Annotated in this window: 16 protein-coding genes; 8 read left to right on the forward strand and 8 right to left on the reverse strand. The window is 77.1% G+C overall.

Features of this window, described 5'->3' with window-relative positions; genetic code table 11:
* Positions 1–940: LysM peptidoglycan-binding domain-containing protein (locus tag ACI6QG_RS16505; RefSeq protein WP_407025685.1), on the forward strand; the 940-nt coding region annotated here is incomplete at its 5' end.
* Here the strand turns inward: ACI6QG_RS16505 and ACI6QG_RS16510 are convergent.
* The gene (locus tag ACI6QG_RS16510) at positions 892–1,296 is read right to left on the reverse strand and encodes a hypothetical protein (RefSeq protein ID WP_407025686.1); all 405 of its coding nucleotides are present in this window, start codon (positions 1,294–1,296) and stop codon (positions 892–894) included. The genes ACI6QG_RS16505 and ACI6QG_RS16510 overlap by 49 nt on opposite strands.
* A gap of 47 nt (positions 1,297–1,343) precedes the next feature.
* Between ACI6QG_RS16510 and ACI6QG_RS16515 the strand changes: the two genes are divergently transcribed.
* Positions 1,344–2,051 carry a phosphatidylserine decarboxylase gene (locus tag ACI6QG_RS16515; RefSeq protein WP_407025687.1) on the forward strand — a complete coding sequence of 236 codons (708 nt, stop codon included), beginning with the start codon at positions 1,344–1,346 and terminating at the stop codon, positions 2,049–2,051.
* Entirely contained in the window at positions 2,051–2,896 is an 846-nt protein-coding gene (locus ACI6QG_RS16520) for a CDP-alcohol phosphatidyltransferase family protein (protein WP_407025688.1), read from the forward strand. The genes ACI6QG_RS16515 and ACI6QG_RS16520 overlap by 1 nt, the downstream gene beginning before the upstream one ends.
* Here ACI6QG_RS16520 and ACI6QG_RS16525 read toward each other — a convergent pair.
* From ACI6QG_RS16525 to ACI6QG_RS16540, 4 genes are read right to left on the reverse strand one after another with little or no spacing between them, the layout of a single operon-like run.
* Positions 2,877–4,241, reverse strand: coding sequence for an O-antigen ligase family protein (locus ACI6QG_RS16525; RefSeq protein WP_407025689.1), 1,365 nt, complete (start codon positions 4,239–4,241; stop codon positions 2,877–2,879). The genes ACI6QG_RS16520 and ACI6QG_RS16525 overlap by 20 nt on opposite strands.
* Complete coding sequence (locus ACI6QG_RS16530; RefSeq protein ID WP_407025690.1) at positions 4,238–5,665, reverse strand: exopolysaccharide biosynthesis polyprenyl glycosylphosphotransferase; 1,428 nt, start codon at positions 5,663–5,665, stop codon at positions 4,238–4,240. Before ACI6QG_RS16530 ends, ACI6QG_RS16525 begins: the two co-directional genes overlap by 4 nt.
* Positions 5,665–6,378 carry a polysaccharide biosynthesis/export family protein gene (locus ACI6QG_RS16535; RefSeq protein WP_407025691.1) on the reverse strand — a complete coding sequence of 238 codons (714 nt, stop codon included), beginning with the start codon at positions 6,376–6,378 and terminating at the stop codon, positions 5,665–5,667. Before ACI6QG_RS16535 ends, ACI6QG_RS16530 begins: the two co-directional genes overlap by 1 nt.
* On the reverse strand, positions 6,375–8,525 hold the full coding sequence (locus tag ACI6QG_RS16540; protein WP_407025692.1) for a GumC domain-containing protein: 2,151 nt from the start codon (positions 8,523–8,525) through the stop codon (positions 6,375–6,377). The genes ACI6QG_RS16535 and ACI6QG_RS16540 overlap by 4 nt, the downstream gene beginning before the upstream one ends.
* Positions 8,526–8,592: 67 nt before the next feature.
* On the opposite strand from ACI6QG_RS16540, the gene ACI6QG_RS16545 reads away from it, so the two are divergent.
* The 5 genes from ACI6QG_RS16545 (at position 8,593) to ACI6QG_RS16565 (ending at position 13,743) form a co-directional block, all read left to right on the forward strand.
* Complete coding sequence (locus ACI6QG_RS16545) at positions 8,593–9,336, forward strand: WecB/TagA/CpsF family glycosyltransferase (RefSeq protein ID WP_407025693.1); 744 nt, start codon at positions 8,593–8,595, stop codon at positions 9,334–9,336.
* Between the two features lie 81 nt (positions 9,337–9,417).
* Complete coding sequence (locus ACI6QG_RS16550) at positions 9,418–10,356, forward strand: glycosyltransferase family 2 protein (protein WP_407025694.1); 939 nt, start codon at positions 9,418–9,420, stop codon at positions 10,354–10,356.
* A complete protein-coding gene (locus tag ACI6QG_RS16555; RefSeq protein ID WP_407025695.1) occupies positions 10,353–11,546 on the forward strand; it encodes a hypothetical protein in 1,194 nt (397 codons plus the stop codon). Before ACI6QG_RS16550 ends, ACI6QG_RS16555 begins: the two co-directional genes overlap by 4 nt.
* Positions 11,543–12,808, forward strand: a complete 1,266-nt coding sequence (locus ACI6QG_RS16560; protein WP_407025696.1) for a lipopolysaccharide biosynthesis protein — start codon at positions 11,543–11,545, stop codon at positions 12,806–12,808. Before ACI6QG_RS16555 ends, ACI6QG_RS16560 begins: the two co-directional genes overlap by 4 nt.
* Positions 12,805–13,743, forward strand: coding sequence for a glycosyltransferase family 2 protein (locus tag ACI6QG_RS16565; protein ID WP_407025697.1), 939 nt, complete (start codon positions 12,805–12,807; stop codon positions 13,741–13,743). The genes ACI6QG_RS16560 and ACI6QG_RS16565 overlap by 4 nt, the downstream gene beginning before the upstream one ends.
* Before the next feature lie 13 nt (positions 13,744–13,756).
* Here ACI6QG_RS16565 and ACI6QG_RS16570 read toward each other — a convergent pair whose 3' ends face one another.
* The 3 genes from ACI6QG_RS16570 to pdxH are packed head-to-tail and all read right to left on the reverse strand — an operon-like array spanning position 13,757 to position 16,655.
* Positions 13,757–14,635, reverse strand: coding sequence for a universal stress protein (locus ACI6QG_RS16570; RefSeq protein WP_407025698.1), 879 nt, complete (start codon positions 14,633–14,635; stop codon positions 13,757–13,759).
* Between the two features lie 35 nt (positions 14,636–14,670).
* Complete coding sequence (locus tag ACI6QG_RS16575) at positions 14,671–16,080, reverse strand: bifunctional aminoglycoside phosphotransferase/ATP-binding protein (RefSeq protein ID WP_407025699.1); 1,410 nt, start codon at positions 16,078–16,080, stop codon at positions 14,671–14,673.
* Positions 16,077–16,655 (reverse strand): pyridoxamine 5'-phosphate oxidase, encoded by a 579-nt coding sequence (gene pdxH, locus ACI6QG_RS16580; RefSeq protein ID WP_407025700.1) that lies wholly within the window; start codon positions 16,653–16,655, stop codon positions 16,077–16,079. Before pdxH ends, ACI6QG_RS16575 begins: the two co-directional genes overlap by 4 nt.
* Between the last annotated feature and the right edge of the window lie 35 nt (positions 16,656–16,690).

Below are 16,690 nucleotides of genomic sequence, written 5' to 3' on the forward strand. Positions count from 1 at the left end.
CCCCGCCCGCGCCGCCCCCGCCGACGCGCCGCCGCCCCCCGCCGCCGCGCCGCGGGAGGCCGCCCGCCCGTTGCCGCCGCGCTTCGACGTGGCGCGGCTGGGCCGCAACGGCATGCTGGTCACCGCCGGCCGCGCCGCCCCGGGCAGCGAGGTGACCCTGCTGGAGGATGGCCGCCCCCTGGGCCGCGGCCGCGCCGACGCGCGCGGCGAATGGGTGATCCTGCCCGACGCCGCCCTGCGCCCCGGCCCGCGCGAGCTGACCCTGCTGTCCCGCCTGCCGGGCGGCGAGCCGGTGCCCGGCGAGGCCAGCGTGGTGATGCTGGTGCCCGAACCCCCCGCCGCCCTGGCCGAGGAGGAGCGCCTGCGCGACGCCCCGCCCGCCGCCGCCCCCGGCGCGCTGGCGCTGCTGCTGCCCCAGGCGCAGGCGGCGCCGCTGATGGCGCTGCAGGCCCCGGCCGGCACCCGCCTGGCGCTGGGCGTGGTGGATTACGGCGCCGAGGGCGACCTGCGGCTGGCCGGCACCGCCCCGCCGGGCGCGGCGCTGCGCCTCTACGCCGCCGGCCGCCACCTGGCCGATGCCACCGCCGACGCTGCCGGCCGCTGGAGCCTGTCCCCCGGCGAGAGCCTGCCGCCCGGCCGCCACCTGCTGCGGGTGGACCAGCTGGACGCCGCCGGCCGGGTGGTGGCGCGCGTCGAGCAGCCCTTCCTGCGCGAGACGCCCGCGGTGGTCGCCGCCGCCGCGGCGGCCGCGCCCGAGGCGCGCCACGTCGTGCAGCCCGGCAACACCCTGTGGCGCATCGCGCGGGAGAATTACGGCCGTGGGGCGCGCTTCACCCTGATCTTCGCGGCGAACCGCGAGCAGATCCGCGACCCCAACGTCATCTTCCCCGGTCAGGTCTTCGCGGTGCCGGCCCCGGCGGATTCAAGCCGCTCCAGATAGGGGTCCAGCGCCAGGGCGAAGCGCACCAGCTCGCCCAGCAGGGCGGTGACGGTGCCGCCGGCGGGCGCCTCGCCCTCCAGCCGCAGCCGGTGGTCGGGCGTCACCCGCAGCACCAGCCCGCCGGGCAGGGCGCGCGGCACCGCCTGCACCTCCCGCACCGTCCAGGGGCGGTCGGCCCCGGGCTCGGCGGTGGAGGGGATGCGCCCGGCCAGGGCGGAGAGCCGCAGCCGCCCGGGCTCCAGCCGCGCCTCGCAGGGGCGGCCGCGCCAGCGGAAGCGCAGGGCCGGGGCAGGAGAGCCGGGGGCGGGGAAAATCCGGCCGTCGCGGTCAACGGCCAGGGCACCGAGCGTGAGCATGGCGCGCAGCTTGAACCCGGAAGGTGAACGGACCATAAACCGCCCGCATGTCCCTCCGCAACAGCCTGAGCCTCGTCCTCGCCCCTCCCCACCCGGCGGGCAAGCCCTTCATCTGGGGCGGCGCCCTGGTCGCCGTGCTCGGCGGGCTGCTGGTGTCCGACTGGCTGTTCTGGCTGGGCGCCGCCTTCGCCCTGTTCTGCCTGTACTTCTTCCGCGACCCCAAGCGGGTGCCCCCGCCGCGCCCGCACCTCGTGCTCGCGCCGGCCGACGGCAAGATCGTGATGGTCGGCCCGGCCGTGCCCCCGCCCGAGCTGGAGATGGGCCCCGCCCCCCGCCAGCGCGTCGCCATCTTCCTGTCCGTGCTGGACGTGCACGTGAACCGCTCGCCGGTGCAGGGCGTGGTGGGCAAGCGCGCCTACCGCGCCGGCAAGTTCTTCGACGCCTCGCTCGACAAGGCCTCCGAGCACAACGAGCGCAACGGCCTGCGGCTGGACCTGCCCGGCGGCGGCAGCGTCGGCTGCGTGCAGATTGCCGGCCTGGTCGCCCGGCGCATCCTGTGCAGCGCCCAGCCGGGTGATTCCCTGCTGGCGGGCGAGCGCTACGGCATCATCCGCTTCGGCTCCCGCACCGATGTCTACCTGCCCGAGGGGGTGGAGCCGCTGGTTTCCGTCGGCCAGCGCACCGTGGGCGGCGAGACGGTGCTGGCCGAGATGGCGCCCGCCGGGATGGCCCCCGCCGGGCCGGGCCGCGCCTGATGGATCCCGCCCGCCCGCGGCTGCGCGAGCGCCTGGCCCGCCGCCCCTGGGGCGGCCCCAGCCTCAACCGCATGATCCCCAACATCCTGACGATGATGGGCCTGGTCGCCGGGCTGGTGGCCATCCGCTTCGCCATCGAGGGGCGCTTCCCCCAGGCGGCCGCCTTCATCGTCGCCGCCGGCGTCATCGACGGGCTGGACGGGCGCATCGCCCGGCTGCTCAAGGGCACCTCGCGCTTCGGGGCGGAGTTCGACAGCCTGGCCGACTTCCTCAGCTTCGGCGTCGCCCCGGCCATGGTGCTCTACCTCTGGACGCTCAACGCGGTGGGGCCGCTGGGCTTCGTGCCCTGCGTGATGTTCGCCGTCTGCTCCTCGCTGCGGCTGGCGCGCTTCAACGCCGCCTCCATCGCCGAGCCGGGGGCGCCGCTGCCGCCGCCCCGCCCGCCCTTCGCCGGCAACTTCTTCACCGGGGTGCCGGCGCCCGCCGGGGCGGGGCTGGCGCTGTTCCCCATCTTCGCCTCGCTGGCCTTCGCCGAATGGGGGTGGGACGGCCTGGCGCACGCCTTCCGCCACCCGCTGCTGGCCGCCGCCCTGCTGCTGGCGGTGGGCGGGCTGATGGTCAGCACCGTGCCCTCCTGGAGCGCCAAGCGCGTCAAGGTGCCGCCCGGCCTGGTGCTGCCGCTGATGCTGGCGGTGGGCGGCTACGTCGCCGTGCTGCTGGCCGAGCCCTGGGCGGCGCTGGCCGCGGCGGGCGTCATCTACGCCGGCGTGGTGGTGGCCAGCGTGCGCGCCTACCGCCGCATGGAGGCGGAGTGGCGCGCCGGGGTCACGCCTCCCCCGGGGTGACCACCGGCCAGGGCCGCGCGCCCGCCAGCCGCGGCGGCAGCAGGGGCGGGGCAGGGGCGCGGGGCGCCGGCCCGCCCAGCGCCACCAGCGCCAGCAGCCAGAACAGCAGGGGGAAGTCGGGGTTCAGCAGCACCGATTCCGTGCGGTTCATCACCGCCACCACCGCCAGCACCAGCACCGCCCACAGCGCCAGCGCCACCTGCCCGCGCAGCGCCGCCCGCAGCGCCAGCGCCACCGTGGCCAGCGCCATCAGCCCCACCAGCGCCAGGCCGGCCCAGCCGAGTTGCAGCAGCACCTCCAGGTAGCCGCTGTGGGCGTTGGGCACCTCCCACGCCACCAGCTCCGCCAGGGCGCGCACCTCGCGCGCGCCGCCCAGCCAGAAGGCGGCGTAGCCGTGCCCCAGCAGCGGCCGCCCGGCGATCACGCGCCACACCCCGTCCCAGATGAAGGTCCGCCCGGTGAGGGAGGAATCCTTGCCGATGAGGTCGAAGAAGCCCTGCGTGCCCAGCCCGGCGAAGGCCACCGCCGCCGCCACCAGCCCCAGCGCCGTCGCCAGCGCCGCCGCCGCGCCCCACAGCCCGCCGCGCGCCGCCCACAGCGCCAGCAGCGTCACCCCCGCCACCACCGCCGTCAGCAGCAGCGAGGTGGTGGAGCGCGTCAGCACCAGCATGGCCAGCAGCGCCGCCAGCCAGGCGCCGTCCGTCCAGCGCAGCCGCCCGCGCTCCAGCACCAGGAAGGACAGCGCCAGGGCGGCGAACAGCATCGCCAGCCCGGTGACGTTCTTCTGCGGGAACACGCCGCGGATGGCGTTGGCGTAGTCCCCGGTGTCGAAGCCCACCGCCGGGCGCAGCGCTGCCTCGGCCAGCGAGGCGAGGATGAGCGCCGCCACCACCCCCAGCAGGATGCGGAAGAACCGCCCCACCCCCAGCAGCGCCCCGGTGGACGCCACGCAGGCCAGCAGCGCCACCAGCGCCAGGGAGCGCCGCAGCGTGTGCCCCGGCGATTGCGACCACGCCGCGGAGGCCAGCACCAGCGCCAGCACCAGCAGGAAGGGCCACAGCCGCAGCAGCACCCGCAGCGCCGGCGCGCCGGCGCGCAGCGCCAGCAGGCCGCAGCCGCCCAGCAGCAGCAGCTGCAGGGCGCGGTTCACCGGGTCCACCGCGCCCAGCTCCGCCGCGGCGAAGCCGGCGCCGAACTGCAGCTTGGCGCCCGAGTAGAGGAAGGCGGCGCAGGCGGCCAGCGCGGCCTGGGCGCGCGGCCCGACCTGGGCGAAGGACAGGCCGGCGGCCGGCGGCGGCACCGGCGCCACCCCGGGCGGCAGCCGCACCCGGGCGGTGGCGGTCAAAACACGTTCCGCCCGGCCAGCCCCACCACCAGGGTGCGGGCCATGATGCGCACGTCCAGCCACAGCGACCAGTTCAGCACGTACCAGATGTCCATCTCCACCGAGCGGCGCGCCTTCTCCGGGTCGCGCAGCGCGGCCGAGCGCATGCCGTTGGCCTGGGCCCAGCCGGTCAGCCCGGGCTTGATGCGGTGGCGCTGGGCGAAGGTGCGCACCATGTCGGCGAAGCGCTGGTCCTCCACCAGCATGTTGGCCACGTAGGGGCGCGGCCCCACCACGGACATCTCGCCGCGCAGCACGTTGATGAGCTGCGGCAGCTCGTCCAGCGACAGCCGGCGCAGCAGCCCGCCCACCCGGGTGATGCGCGGGTCGTGCCGGGTGCGCGTGCCCACCGAGCCGTCATCGGCGGGGTCCACCGTCATGGTGCGGAACTTCAGGATGTGGAAGGTCTGCCCGCCGAAGCCGGTGCGCGGCTGGCGGAACAGCACCGGCCCCGGGCTGTCCAGCCGGATGGCCAGCGCCGCCAGCAGCATGACGGGCGAGGCCAGCACCAGCGCCACCGCGGCCACCACGTAGTCCTCCACCACCTTGGCCACCGCCTCCGAGCCCTTGAAGGGCCGCGACATCAGCTGGAGCGAGGGCAGCCCGGCCAGCCCCAGCAGCCGCACGTGCGGCGGCGCCGGCGCGTCCAGGTCGAAGGGGGCGACGATGTCCGCCGCCACGGTCTGCAGCTTCTCCTGCAGCTGGAAGATCTCCGGCGCGCGGGACCACGGCACGCCCAGCACCACCAGGTCCACCTCGGTGCGCTGCGCGAAGGCGGGCAGGGCGTCCACGTGCCCGTCCACCGCGCGGCCGCCGATCTCCTTCGGGTCGCCCACGTGGCTGAACACGCCCACCAGCGCGAACTCGTCCGCCCGCCCCGGCGCCTCCAGCGCGGCGATCACGCGCGCGGCGGTGGAGCCGTAGCCCACCACCACCACGCGCCGCCGCAGCAGCCGGCACGCCCGCGCCGCGCGCCAGGCGTGGGTGACGACGATGCGCCCGTTCAGCAGCGCCAGCAGCTGCAGCCCGTGCCACTTCCAGAACCAGCTTTCCTCGAAGGGCAGGCCCGGGCGCACCGCCTGCATCGCCAGCAGCCCCACGCCCCAGGCCGCCAGCAGGCCGGCCAGCACGTGGCCCAGCTGCGCCAGGAAGCCCTCGTAGCTTTCCACCCGCCAGGCCTGCAGGCGCTCCAGCACCGCCACGTAGGTCCAGCATTGCAGCAGCGCCACCAGCACCACCTGCAAGGGGCCCAGCGGCGCCTCTGGCCCCCAGGGCAGCAGGAACAGCAGCGGCGCCAGCAGCAGGATGGCCACGTCCAGGCCGCGCACCAGCCGGTTCACCAGCCCGTGCGTCCAGCGCACGAAGCGCGGCCTTGCCGTGGCCATCAGAACGCCGCCCCCGCCGTCGGCAGCCGGTTCACCGAATAGGAGAAGGAACGCGAGAACGGCACCAGCCGGTTCACGTACTGGTCGATCCACAGGTTGACCTCGGCGATGCGCGAGCGCGGCACGAAGACGATGTCCCCCGCCGCCAGCGGCACGTCCTCCGCCCCGGTGCCGGACACGAAGCCGCGCAGGTCCAGCGTGCGCAGCATCGGCAGCTCGCCCGGGCCGCGGCGGATCAGCACCACCTCGCCCAGCCGCGCCTCGTCGGTGAAGCCGCCGGCGCGGATCACCGCCTCCAGCGCGCCGCGCCGCGCCGGCAGCGGGTGCTGGCCGGGGTTGCGCACCTGCCCGCCCACCAGCACCACCGAGCCCGCGGCCTCCTCGATGCCCAGCGTCACCAGCGGCTCGGTCAGGAAGCGGCGCGAGGCGAGGGCGACGGCGCGCTCGGCCTCCGTCACGCTGCGCCCGGCCACCTCCACCCGCCCGGCGGCGCGCAGCGCCACCTGCCCGTCGGGCGCCACCAGCGCCACCTCGTTCAACTCGGGCGTCAGCAGGTACTGCACCCGCAGCCGGTCGCCGGCGGCGATGCGGTATTCGGGCGTGGCGTCGCTCCAGGGCAGGAAGCGCCCGGCCCCGCGCGGGCTGGCGGTGATCTCGTGCCCGGTGCAGCCGGCCAGCAGCAGGGCCGGCAGCGCGCGTCGCCCGGCCCTCATGCCCAGCCCTGCAGGCGCCGCGGCAGCACGGGGCGCAGCCCGGTGCAGGCCAGCCCCAGCAGCGCCCCGCCGGCGCCCAGCACGGCGTCGCGCGCCGCCCGGGCGCGGCCCATCGCCGTGCGCTCGGCGCGCACCACCAGCAGGTTGGCGTCCACCACCGCCGCCAGGCGCCGCGCGGCGTAGCTGTCGGCGTCCTCCGGCGCCACCACGATGACGGTCTCGAAGGCGCGGCGCATCCGTCCCATCTGCCCCGAGGCCCGCGCGAAGGAGGCGCGGGGCGAGGCGAGGTCGGATTCCGACGCCTCGAAGGAAACGAACAGCCGCGGCAGCACGGTGGGCAGCATCAGCACCTCGCCGGGCATGCGTTCCGCCGCCGGGGCGGAGGAGCCCAGCGCCGCCAGGTGGGCCCGCCCGTCGCCCAGCAGGTCCACCAGGGCCACGCGGCCGCCGTCGCGCCGGGCCAGCGTCACCGCCAGGGCGCGCGCCAGCTCCCCCCGCCCGTCGTCGCGCGCCGCGCCGACCAGCTGGATGGCCGCCGGCCGCGCCCCGTCCACCCGCGCGTCGCCGAGCAGGGAGGCGAGGTCCTCCATCGCCGGGTTGGGCGCCAGGTCGGCCCCGGCGCCGGGCAGCGGGCCCAGCCGCGCCAGGGCGGGCAGGCGCAGGGCGCGCACCGCTTCCTCGGCGGTGGCGGCGGTGCGGCGCGTCAGCGTCAGCAGCAGCGCCAGCGCCGCCGCCAGCCCCAGCCCCAGCACCACGCCGCCGGCCGCGATCACCCGCCGCAGCGAGCGCCCCTGCACCGGCGCGGTGGGCGGCTGGATCACCTGCACCCCCGCGCGCGCCTGCCGCCGCGCCTCCTCGCCGATGCGCAGCGCCGCCTCGCGCGTCGCCAGCTGGCGGGCGATGCCTTCCAGGGATTCGCGCTCGCGCTGCAGGTCGCGCAGCGCCACCTCGGCGGCCAGCAGGGCCTGGCCGCGGCGCTCGGCCGCCTCGCGCTGGCGCGTCACCTCGGCCAGCTGGCCGGCCAGGGTCTCCATGTCCAGCCGCGCGGTGACGGCGCGGTTGCTCAGCAATTCCTGGTTGGGGTTGCGCACCTCGCGCGTGGTGGTGAAGTTGGTGCGCGCCTCCTGCTGCACCAGCGCCCGCTGCGAGGCGATGCGCCGGTCCAGGTCGCGCAGGCCGGGCCAGTCGGGGGCGTATTGCGTGGCGGTGTGGGCGCGCTCGGCCAGCAGGCGGTTCAGCTGGTTGCGGCTGTCGTCGTTGGTGCGCAGGTTGGTGGTGTCGCTGAAGGCCAGCACGCGGGCCGGCTGGGCGGCAAGCTGCTGCTCGGCCGCCGCCAGCTGGGCGCGGGCGGTGGCCAGCGCCTCGCGCGCGCGGTTCTCGCGCTGGCTCAGCTCCTCGCGCCGGGCGTTGGCCAGCTGGATGTCCTGCGCGATCTCCAGCACCCCCGCCCCCTCGCGGGTGGCGCGGATGCGCTCGTCCACGGCGCGGATGCGCGCGTTGGCCTGCTCCAGCTCAGCGGCCAGCAGCCGGGCGCCGTCGTCGCCGGCCAGCAGGGCGCGGCGGTCGAAATACGCCGCCAGGATGGCCTCCAGCCCGCGCAGCGCCCGGGCGCGGTCGGGCAGGCTCAGCGTCACCCGCAGCAGGTTGGAGCCGGGCTCGGCCTCCCAGCGCAGCGCTTCGCCCAGCTCCTCGGCGGCCTTGTCGAATTCCGGGCCCACGGTGGCGCGCTGGTCGGGCAGGATGGCGCCGGGGCCGGTGGCGCGCAGCGCGGCGCGCAGCACCTCCGGGCTGGCCAGGATCTCCGCCTCCGCCCGCGTCACCTTCAGCACCTCCACCGACACCACGTTGGGCCCGATGCCGGTGATGTCCGCCGCCGCCGAGGCGTCGCGCGCCGTCTGCACCAGCAGGGTGGCGGTGGCGGGGAAGCGGGTGGGCACCAGCAGCGCCGCGCCCAGCCCCAGCAGCGCCGGCAGCAGCGCGGCCAGCGCCAGCCAGCGCCAGCGCAGCGCGGCGGTCACCAGCAGGTCGGCGGCGCGGAAGCCGCCCCAGCCGGGCTCGGGCGGGGCCAGCAGGGGGCGCGGCCGCTGCGGGCGCGCCTCCGCCAGCGCGCCCCCCATGCGTGCCGAGCCTTCCTCCAGCGCTTCCACTTGCCCCCGCGACAATCCTGCCGCTTCAAGCGTATAGCATCGCCCCCACCATGGCCAGGGAACGCCCATGACCACCGTGCCCGCGACGCGCCTGCTGGGCGTGCGCTTCGACGACCTGGACCTGGACGGCGCGCTGGCCCGCCTGTCGGCGCGCGACCCGGCGGCGCCCTTCGCCTACGTCGTCACCCCCAACGCCGACCACCTGCTGCGCCTGGAATCCGGCGACGCCGCCCTGCGCGAACTCTATGAAGGCGCCTGGCTGTCGCTGAACGACAGCCGCATCCTGCGCCTGCTGGCGGCGCGGCGCGGCGTGCGGCTGAACCTGGCCCCGGGCAGCGACCTGGCGGCGGCGCTGCTGGCGCGCGTCATCGGCCCGGCCACGCCGGTGGCGCTGGTGGGCGGCACCCCGGCGGTGGCCGCCGCCCTGCGCGGGCGCTTCGGCCTCGCCGCCCTGTTCCACCACCAGCCGCCGATGGGCTTCATCCGCGACGAGGCGGCGGTGGCGGCGGCGGTGGACTTCGTGCGCGCGCACCCGGCGCGCTTCGTGTTCCTGTGCGTCGGCTCGCCGCAGCAGGAGCGGCTGGCCGCGCGCATCCAGGCGGCGGGCGGCGCCACCGGGGTGGGGCTGTGCCTGGGCGCGGCGCTGGAATTCGCCGCCGGCGCCCGCCGCCGCGCCCCGGGCTGGATGCAGCGCGCCCACCTGGAATGGCTGCACCGCCTGGCCAGCGAGCCCCGCCGCCTGTGGCGCCGCTACCTGCTGGAAGCGCCGCGCCTGCTGCGCGCCATGCGCAAGGTGCCCCGGGGCGGCTGACCCGGCTGGCGCGGCGCGGGCGGACCCGCAAACCCCCTCGGGTTGCGCCCCGCCATCCTTCGCGGGAAAGCTGCGCCGGCCATGCCGCGCACCACCGTCGTCATCTGCACCTTCAACCGCCCCGGCCCGCTGGCGCGCGCCATCGCCACCGCGCGCGCCCAGGCGCTGCCCGCGGGCGAGGAGGCGGAGGTGCTGGTGGTGGACAACTCCCCCGACGCCAATGCCCGCGCGGCGGTGGAGGCGATGATGCCCGCCCCCGGCCTGCCGCTGCGCTTCCTCGCCGTGCCCGAGCCCAACATCTCCCTGGCGCGCAACGCCGGCGTGGCCGCCAGCACCGGCGAGCGCGTGGCCTTCCTGGACGATGACGAGCGCTGCGAGCCGGGCTGGCTGGCCGCCCTGGTCGCCACCCAGGCCGCCACGGGGGCGGATCTGGTGTTCGGCGCCGTGCTGCCCGAATTCCCCGGCGGCCCCCCCGCCTGGGACCCCACCGGCCGCTCCTACGAGCGCCTCCTGTCCTGGCCCACCGGCACGGCGCTGACGCTGCGCCACGATGAATCGGTGTCCGGCCGCTGGATCGGCACGGGCAATTCCCTGCTGCTGCGCGCCACCTGCCTGGACGGCCCGGCGCCCTTCGACCCCTTCCTGGGCCGCTGCGGCGGCGAGGATTTCGACCTGTTCCTGCGCCTGTTCGCGCAGGGCCGCCGCTTCGTCTGGTGCGCCGAGGCGGTGGTGCACGAGCTGGTGCCGCCCGAGCGCGCCACCCTGGCCTACATGCGCGGCCGCAACTTCCGCACCGGGCAGATCTACGGCACCGTGCTGCTGCGCCGCTCCGGCGCGCCGCGGCGCGACGCGCTGCTGCTGCAGGCCCGCGCGGCGGCGCAGCTGGGCGTGGTGGGGCTGCGCTGGGCGCTGGCGGCGCTGCGCGGCGGCGGCCGCCCGGCGGCGCTGCTCTCGGTCAAGTTCACCGAGGTCGCGGGCAAGCTCACCTGGTGGCGCCTCGCCCGGGCCTCCCGCGCGTGAGGCTGCTGCTCGTCTCCACCCAGCACTGGACGCCCGCCGCCCGCCTGGCGATGGCCCTGCGCGAGGCCGGCGCGGAGGTGGAGGCGGTGAGCCTGTGGCACTCGCTCATCGCGCGCTCCGCCGCGCCGGCGCGCCAGCACAAGCTGCGCCCCTGGCGCAAGCAGGCCGACATCGCCGCCGCCATCCGCGCCTGCCGCCCCGACCGCGTGGTCCCCACCGACGACCGCGGCGCCGCCCTGCTGGCCTCCCTGCACGCCGAGCCCGACCTGCGCGAGGTGGTGGAGGCCAGCCTGGGCGACGCGCGCGGCTACGCCGTGGCCGGGGCCAAGAGCGCGCAGATGGCCCTGGCCGCCCGGCTGGGCCTGCCGATGCCGCGCACCCTGCCGGTGCCCGGCCTGCCGGCGCTGGAGGCGGCGCTGCGCGCGCACGGTCTGCCGCAGGTGCTCAAGACCGACGGCTCCTGGGGCGGGGCGGGCGTCATCGTGCTGCGGCGGATGGAGGAGGCGCCGGCCGCCTTCGCCCGCGCCACCGCGCGCCCCGGCCTGCTGGCGGCGCTGAAGCTCGCGGCGTGGGAGGGCAGCTCCCGCCCGGTGTTCACCCGCCGCCACTGGCGCCGCCACGACCCCGACCTGCAGGAGTTCGTCAACGGCTTCCCCGCCAACCGCGCCGTGCTGGCCGACCGCGGCCGCGTGCTGGCCGGCCTGTCGGTGGAGGTGCTGCAGGCCGCCGGCCCCACCGCGCCCGCCACGGTGATCCGCGTGGTGGAGGACGCGCAGATGGCGGCCTCCGCCGCGGCGATGGTGGAGGCGCTGGGCCTGTCCGGCCTGCTGGGCTTCGACTTCGTGGTGGAGGAAGGCACCGGCCGCCGCCTGCTGATCGAGATGAACCCGCGCGCCACCCCCATCTGCCACCTCGCCGCCCGCCCCGGCGAGGGGCTGGGCGGCGCCTTCGCCGCCTGGGTGGCGGGGCGCGACCCCGCCGCGGTGCCGCTGCCCGGACCGGGCACGGAGATCACCCTGTTCCCTGGCGAATGGCTGCGCGACGCTTCCTCGCCCCGGCTGCGCCAGGCCTGGCACGACGCGCCGTGGAACGACCCGCCGCTGATGCGCGCCTACCTGGGCGACGCCGCCGGGCTGGACCGCTTCGCCCGCCGCCAGCGCCTCTTCCGCAAGCTCACCGGGCGCGGATGAGGCCGCCCCGCCGCGCCCGCGCCCTGCTGGCGCGCTTCCTGCCGGAGAAGGCGCTGGCGCTCGACGTCTCGGTGATCTTCGGCGGCTTCGGGCTGCAGCTGCTGACGCAGGTCGGCTGGCTGGTGCTGGCGCTGCGGCTGCTGGGCCCGGAGGGCTACGGCCTGTTCGCCGCGCTCACCGCCATCACCGTGGCGGTGGGCTGCTTCGCCGGCTGGGGCAGCGACCAGCTGCTCATCCGCGAGGTGGCGCGCGACCCGGCGGCGATGCGGCACTGGGTGGGGCACGGGCTACTGTCCATCCTGCTCACCGCCCTGCCGCTGGGGCTGGCGCTGTTCCTGCTGCTGCCGCTGGTCGAGGCCGGGCACCTGGGCCCGGCGGCGCTGGCGATGGTGCTGCTGGCCGACCTCTGGCTGGGGCGCTGGGCCAACCTGGCCATCAGCGTCGCCATGGCCGCCGGGCAGCCGGGGCGGCAATCGGCGGCCACCGTCATCCCCGGCGCGCTGCGGCTGGCGGCCATCATCCTGGCCGGGCTGCTGCACGCGCCGCTGACCATGGAGGCCTGGGCGGGCTGGTACCTCGGGGCCTCGGCGCTGTCGGCGCTGCTGTGCCTGGGGCTGGTGGTGCGCGACCATGGCTGGCCCCGCCCGGCCTGGATCCCCGGCCTGTGGGCGGAGGGGCTGACCTTCGCCGCCGAAAGCGCGCTGCAGGCCTCGGTGAAGGACCTGGACAAGCCCATCGTGCTGCAGTTCCTCGGCCCGGAGGCCGCCGGCCTCTACGCCGCCGCCTTCCGGGTGGTGGACGTGGTGGCGCTGCCCATCAAGGCGCTTGGCTACGCGCTGTATGCCCGCATGTTCCGGCTGGCCGCCGAAAGCCTGGAGGCCTGCCGCGCCCTGGCCCGCCGCATGGCCGGGCTGGCCGCCGCCCTGGGCGCGGCGGGGGGCGCGGGGCTGCTGCTGTTCGCCGGGCTGCTGCCGCTGGTGTTCGGCGGCGCCTATGCCGGGCTGCCCTTCCTGGTGCGCCTGCTGGCGCCGCTGCCGCCGCTGCTCGGCGCCTACGTGGTGGGCGCCGACCTGCTGAGCGCCACCGGGCGGCAATCGCACCGGCTGGCGGTGGTGGTGGTGTCGCTGGCGCTGACGCTGGGCCTGTGCTGGCTGGCGACGCCGCTGCTGGGCCTGGAGGGCGCGGTGCTGGCGCGGCTGCTGGTGCAGGCGCTGTGCACCGCCCTGGTCTGGGCGCTGGCGGCGCGCGGGGTGGCGCGATGATGCGCGAGACGCCGGCCCGCGCCGGGGCGCGCCCGCTGCTGTCCGTGCTGGTGCCCACCTTCGACCGCGACGTGCGCCCCCTGGCGGCGGAGCTGCTGGCCGACATCGCCGCGCTGGAGCAGCCGCTGGCGGCCGAGCTGCTGGTGCTGGTGGACGGCAACCCGGCCCTGGCGGGGCAGGAGGAGGTGCTGGCCATGGCCGCCGCGCGCGGCCTGGCCGCCGGCTTCGCCCTGGCGCCGCGCAACCTGGGCCGCTCCGGCGCCCGCAACGCCCTGGCCGGGGCCGCCAAGGGCGAGCACGTGCTGTTCCTGGACGCCGACAGCCTGCCCGACGCGCCGGGCTTCGTCGCCCGCGCGCTCCAGGCGGCGCAGGAGGCGCCGGGCGCCGTGACCTGCGGCGGCCGCACCGGCCGGCGCTGCCCGCCCGCCCCGCCGGATTCCCGCCTGTTCGAGGCGCACAGCCGCATGCGCGAATGGCTGCCGGCGGCGGCGCGCAACGCCGACCCCGAGGGCCATTTCCTGTCGGCCAACTTCCAGCTGCGGCGCGAGCTGTTCCTGCGCGCCCCCTTCGACGGCCGCTTCACCGGCTGGGGGTGGGAGGACACCGACTGGGCGCTGCGCATCCGCCCGCACGCCCCGGTGCGCCACGTGGACAACACCGTGTCGCACATGGAGCACCACACGGATGCCGGCTGGCTGGGCCGGCTGGACCGCTCGGTGGGCAACTACGCGCTGCTGGCGCAGGCCCACCCGGCGGCGGTGCGCCGCCACCGCCTGTGGCCGCTGATGCGCGCCCTGCGGCCCGTCAGCGGCTGGGGCTGGCTGGCGGCGCTGCTGCTGCGCCTGGCGCTGTGGCGCGTGCTGCCGGCCGCGCTGCGGCTGAAGCTGGCCAAGCTGCGCCAGGCGATGGTCTACGCCCGCGCCATCCCGGGCTGAGGCCCGGCCCGCCTCAGCGGCACATCAGCACCGGCACGTCCGCGTTCTCCAGCACGTGCCGCGTCACCCCGCCGAGGATGAGCTGGCGCAGCCGGGAATGGCTGTAGGCGCCCATGCACAGCAGGTCCGCCCCGAAGTCGCGCGCCGCGCCCAGCAGGCCCGCGCCCACGTCCTTGGTCATCGGGCGGAACTCCACCGCCTCGGCGGTGATCTCGTGCCAGTGCAGGTAGGCCAGGATGCCCTCCACCTTGGGGCCGCGGCGCTGGTAGTCGGCGGAATACAGGATGCGCCGCGCCTCGGCGCGGTGCAGCCAGGGCAGGGCGGCGGCGATGGCGGTGGCGCTCTCGGCGCTGCCGTTCCAGGCGCAGCACACCCGCGTGCCGATGGTGGCGGGCGCGTGGCGCGGCGCGATCAGCACCGGGCGGCCGCTGTCGAACAGCACGGCGTGCAGCGCGTCGCTGCTGCTCACGTCCTCGTCCGCCTCCGGGTGCGGCACCACCGCCATGTCGTAGAGGCGCGACTGCTGCGCCACCACGTCCTCCTCCCGCCCGGCGATGGATTCGAAGGACAGCGTCGGCCCGGCCGACTTCAGCGCCGTCTCGGCCGAGTTGGCGATGGCGACGTCGCCGGCCGCGCTGGCGAAGCGCTCGAACAGGGCGCGCACGCGCCCCGCCCGGTCGCCGCTCTCGCGCTCGGTGGCGGCCATCATCTCCTCGATCATCGCGCCCGACAGGCCCTCGCCGGCCAGCGGCGCCACGTCGCGCGCGTCCACCCGCACGTGCAGGCAATGGACATGGGCGTTCCAGATGCGCGCCACCATCAGCGCGGTGGCCAGGGCGGCCTCCCCGGCGGCGGTGCCGGTCAGCGGCAGCAGCAGGCGGCGATAGGCCATGGTCTTCTTCCCCCAGCGACTCGTTTCGCGTGCAGTTATGGCGGGGCGGGCGCGTCCAGGTCCAGCGCCTTGCACGCCGCCGGCAGCGGGTCGTCCGCCGCGTCCAGCGCCGTCCATTCCGGCGCGGCGGCGCCGCGGGCCGCCGTCGCCTCCAGCACCGCCACGTCGGCGTCCGAGGCATCGCCGGTCCGCGCGGCCACGCGGGCGCGCAGCACCGCCATCGGCGCCGTCAGCCACAGCCCCTGGCAGGGGCCCAGCGCCGCGCGCTCCTCCGCGCGGGCGAACACCGCGTCGGCGATGGCGGCGTGGCCCAACGCCACCGCGCCGCGCGCCGCCGCCGCCAGCTCGGCGAACACCGCGGCGCTTTCCGCCGGCGCATAGGCGGCCGGGGGCAGCCGCTCCTCCGGCGCCGCGCCGTGCCGGCGCTTCCTGATCTCGTCCGAGCGCAGCACCAGCGCGCCGGGCGCGGCGCCCAGCAGCGGCGCCAGGCGGCGGGCCAGGTGGCTCTTGCCGGTGCCCTGCAAGCCGCCCACCGCCACCAGGGGCGCCGGGGCGGGGCGCAGCGCCGCCTCCGCCGCCTCCAGCAGCCCCTCCCAGGCGCGGCCGCGCCGGCATTCCACATGGGCGCGGATGATGGCGCGCAGCGACAGCCACAGCGGCAGCCCGCCCACCACCTGCCAGTCGCCGGTGCGCGCCACCCAGCGGTTCAGCACCGCGTTGGCGCCCGCGCGGCCGTGGCGGCGCTCCAGGTCCATCAGCAGGAAGGCCAGGTCGTAGCCCACGTCCACCGTGGCCATCGCCTCGTCGAATTCCAGCGCGTCGAAGGGGCGCACCGCGCCGTCCAGCAGGCACAGGTTGCCCAGGTGCAGGTCGCCGTGGCAGCGACGCAGCCGGCCGGCGGCGGCGCGCTCCGCCAGCAGCGGGCGCAGCCGGTCGTGCAGCGCGGCGGCGGCGGCGAACCAGCCGCGCACCCGCGCCTCCGGCAGCCCGGCGGCCAGGGCGGAGTCGCGGTTCTGGGCCAGGATGCGGTCCAGCGCGCCGTCGCCCGCGCGCGGCGGCGCGGCGGCGTGCAGCGCCGCCACCGCGTCGGCCAGGGCGCGCGGGTCGGGCAGGGGGGCCACGTCCAGGAAGGCGCCCGGCGGCAGGCGGCGCATCTCCAGCGCCCATTCCACCGGCGCGCCCGCGCCATCCAGGGCCAGGGTGCCGTCGGGCGCGCGGGTGACGGGCACCACGCGGCGGTACAGGCCCGGCGCGTGGGGGGCGTTCAGCGCGAATTCGTGCCGCGTCAGCCGCTCGCGCTCCGCCAGGGTGGTGAAGTCCAGGAAGCCCAGGTTGACCGGCTTCTTCACTTTCCAGGCGCGGTCACGGCCCAGGAACACCCAGGAGATGTGCGTCTCCGCCACCTCCTCCGCCATGGCGCGCAGGAAGGCGGCGGCCTCGCTCACGGGTACAGCGCCTCCTCCCGCCAGGCGGCGCCGTCGCGGTGGAACACCCGGCGCTCGTGCAGGCGGAAGGGCATGTCGCGCCAGAACTCGATGCGCTCCGGCACCACGCGGAAGCCCGACCAATGCGGCGGCCGCGGGATGGCGCCGACGCCGAACTTCAGCGTGTAGTCGGCCACCGCCTTCTCCAGCGCCCAGCGCCCCTCCAGCGGGCGCGACTGCCGCGACGCCCAGGCGCCGATGCGCGAGCCCCGCGCGCGGGAGGCGTAGTACTCGTCGGCCTCGGCCTCGCTCACCGCCTCCACCGCGCCTTCCACCCGCACGGAGCGCTGCAGCGTCTTCCAGTGGAAGCACAGCGCGGCGAAGGGGTTGGCCGCCAGTTCGCGCCCCTTGCGGGATTCCAGGTTGGTGTAGAACACGAAGCCCCGCGCGTCGTGCCCCTTCAGCAGCACCATGCGCGCGGAGGGCCGCCCCTCCGGCGTGCAGGTGGCCAGGCACAGCGCGTTGGGGTCGTTGGGCTCGCTCCGCGCCGCCTCGCCCAGCCAGTCGGAGAACAGGGCGTAGGGGTCGGTGCTCACGGGCGCTCTCCTGGGCGGGTCTTGCCGGTCCTGGG

The organism is Sabulicella flocculans (assembly GCF_045449635.1).
Taxonomy (GTDB): domain Bacteria; phylum Pseudomonadota; class Alphaproteobacteria; order Acetobacterales; family Acetobacteraceae; genus Roseococcus.

Coding starts and splice junctions, on each gene's coding strand:
- ACI6QG_RS16510 (WP_407025686.1), bottom strand. CDS start 1,296: ATGCTCACGCTCGGTGCCCTGGCCGTTGACCGCGACGGCCGGATTTTC.
- ACI6QG_RS16515 (WP_407025687.1), top strand. CDS start 1,344: ATGTCCCTCCGCAACAGCCTGAGCCTCGTCCTCGCCCCTCCCCACCCG.
- ACI6QG_RS16520 (WP_407025688.1), top strand. CDS start 2,051: ATGGATCCCGCCCGCCCGCGGCTGCGCGAGCGCCTGGCCCGCCGCCCC.
- ACI6QG_RS16530 (WP_407025690.1), bottom strand. CDS start 5,665: ATGGCCACGGCAAGGCCGCGCTTCGTGCGCTGGACGCACGGGCTGGTG.
- ACI6QG_RS16535 (WP_407025691.1), bottom strand. CDS start 6,378: ATGAGGGCCGGGCGACGCGCGCTGCCGGCCCTGCTGCTGGCCGGCTGC.
- ACI6QG_RS16545 (WP_407025693.1), top strand. CDS start 8,593: ATGACCACCGTGCCCGCGACGCGCCTGCTGGGCGTGCGCTTCGACGAC.
- ACI6QG_RS16550 (WP_407025694.1), top strand. CDS start 9,418: ATGCCGCGCACCACCGTCGTCATCTGCACCTTCAACCGCCCCGGCCCG.
- ACI6QG_RS16560 (WP_407025696.1), top strand. CDS start 11,543: ATGAGGCCGCCCCGCCGCGCCCGCGCCCTGCTGGCGCGCTTCCTGCCG.
- ACI6QG_RS16565 (WP_407025697.1), top strand. CDS start 12,805: ATGATGCGCGAGACGCCGGCCCGCGCCGGGGCGCGCCCGCTGCTGTCC.
- ACI6QG_RS16570 (WP_407025698.1), bottom strand. CDS start 14,635: ATGGCCTATCGCCGCCTGCTGCTGCCGCTGACCGGCACCGCCGCCGGG.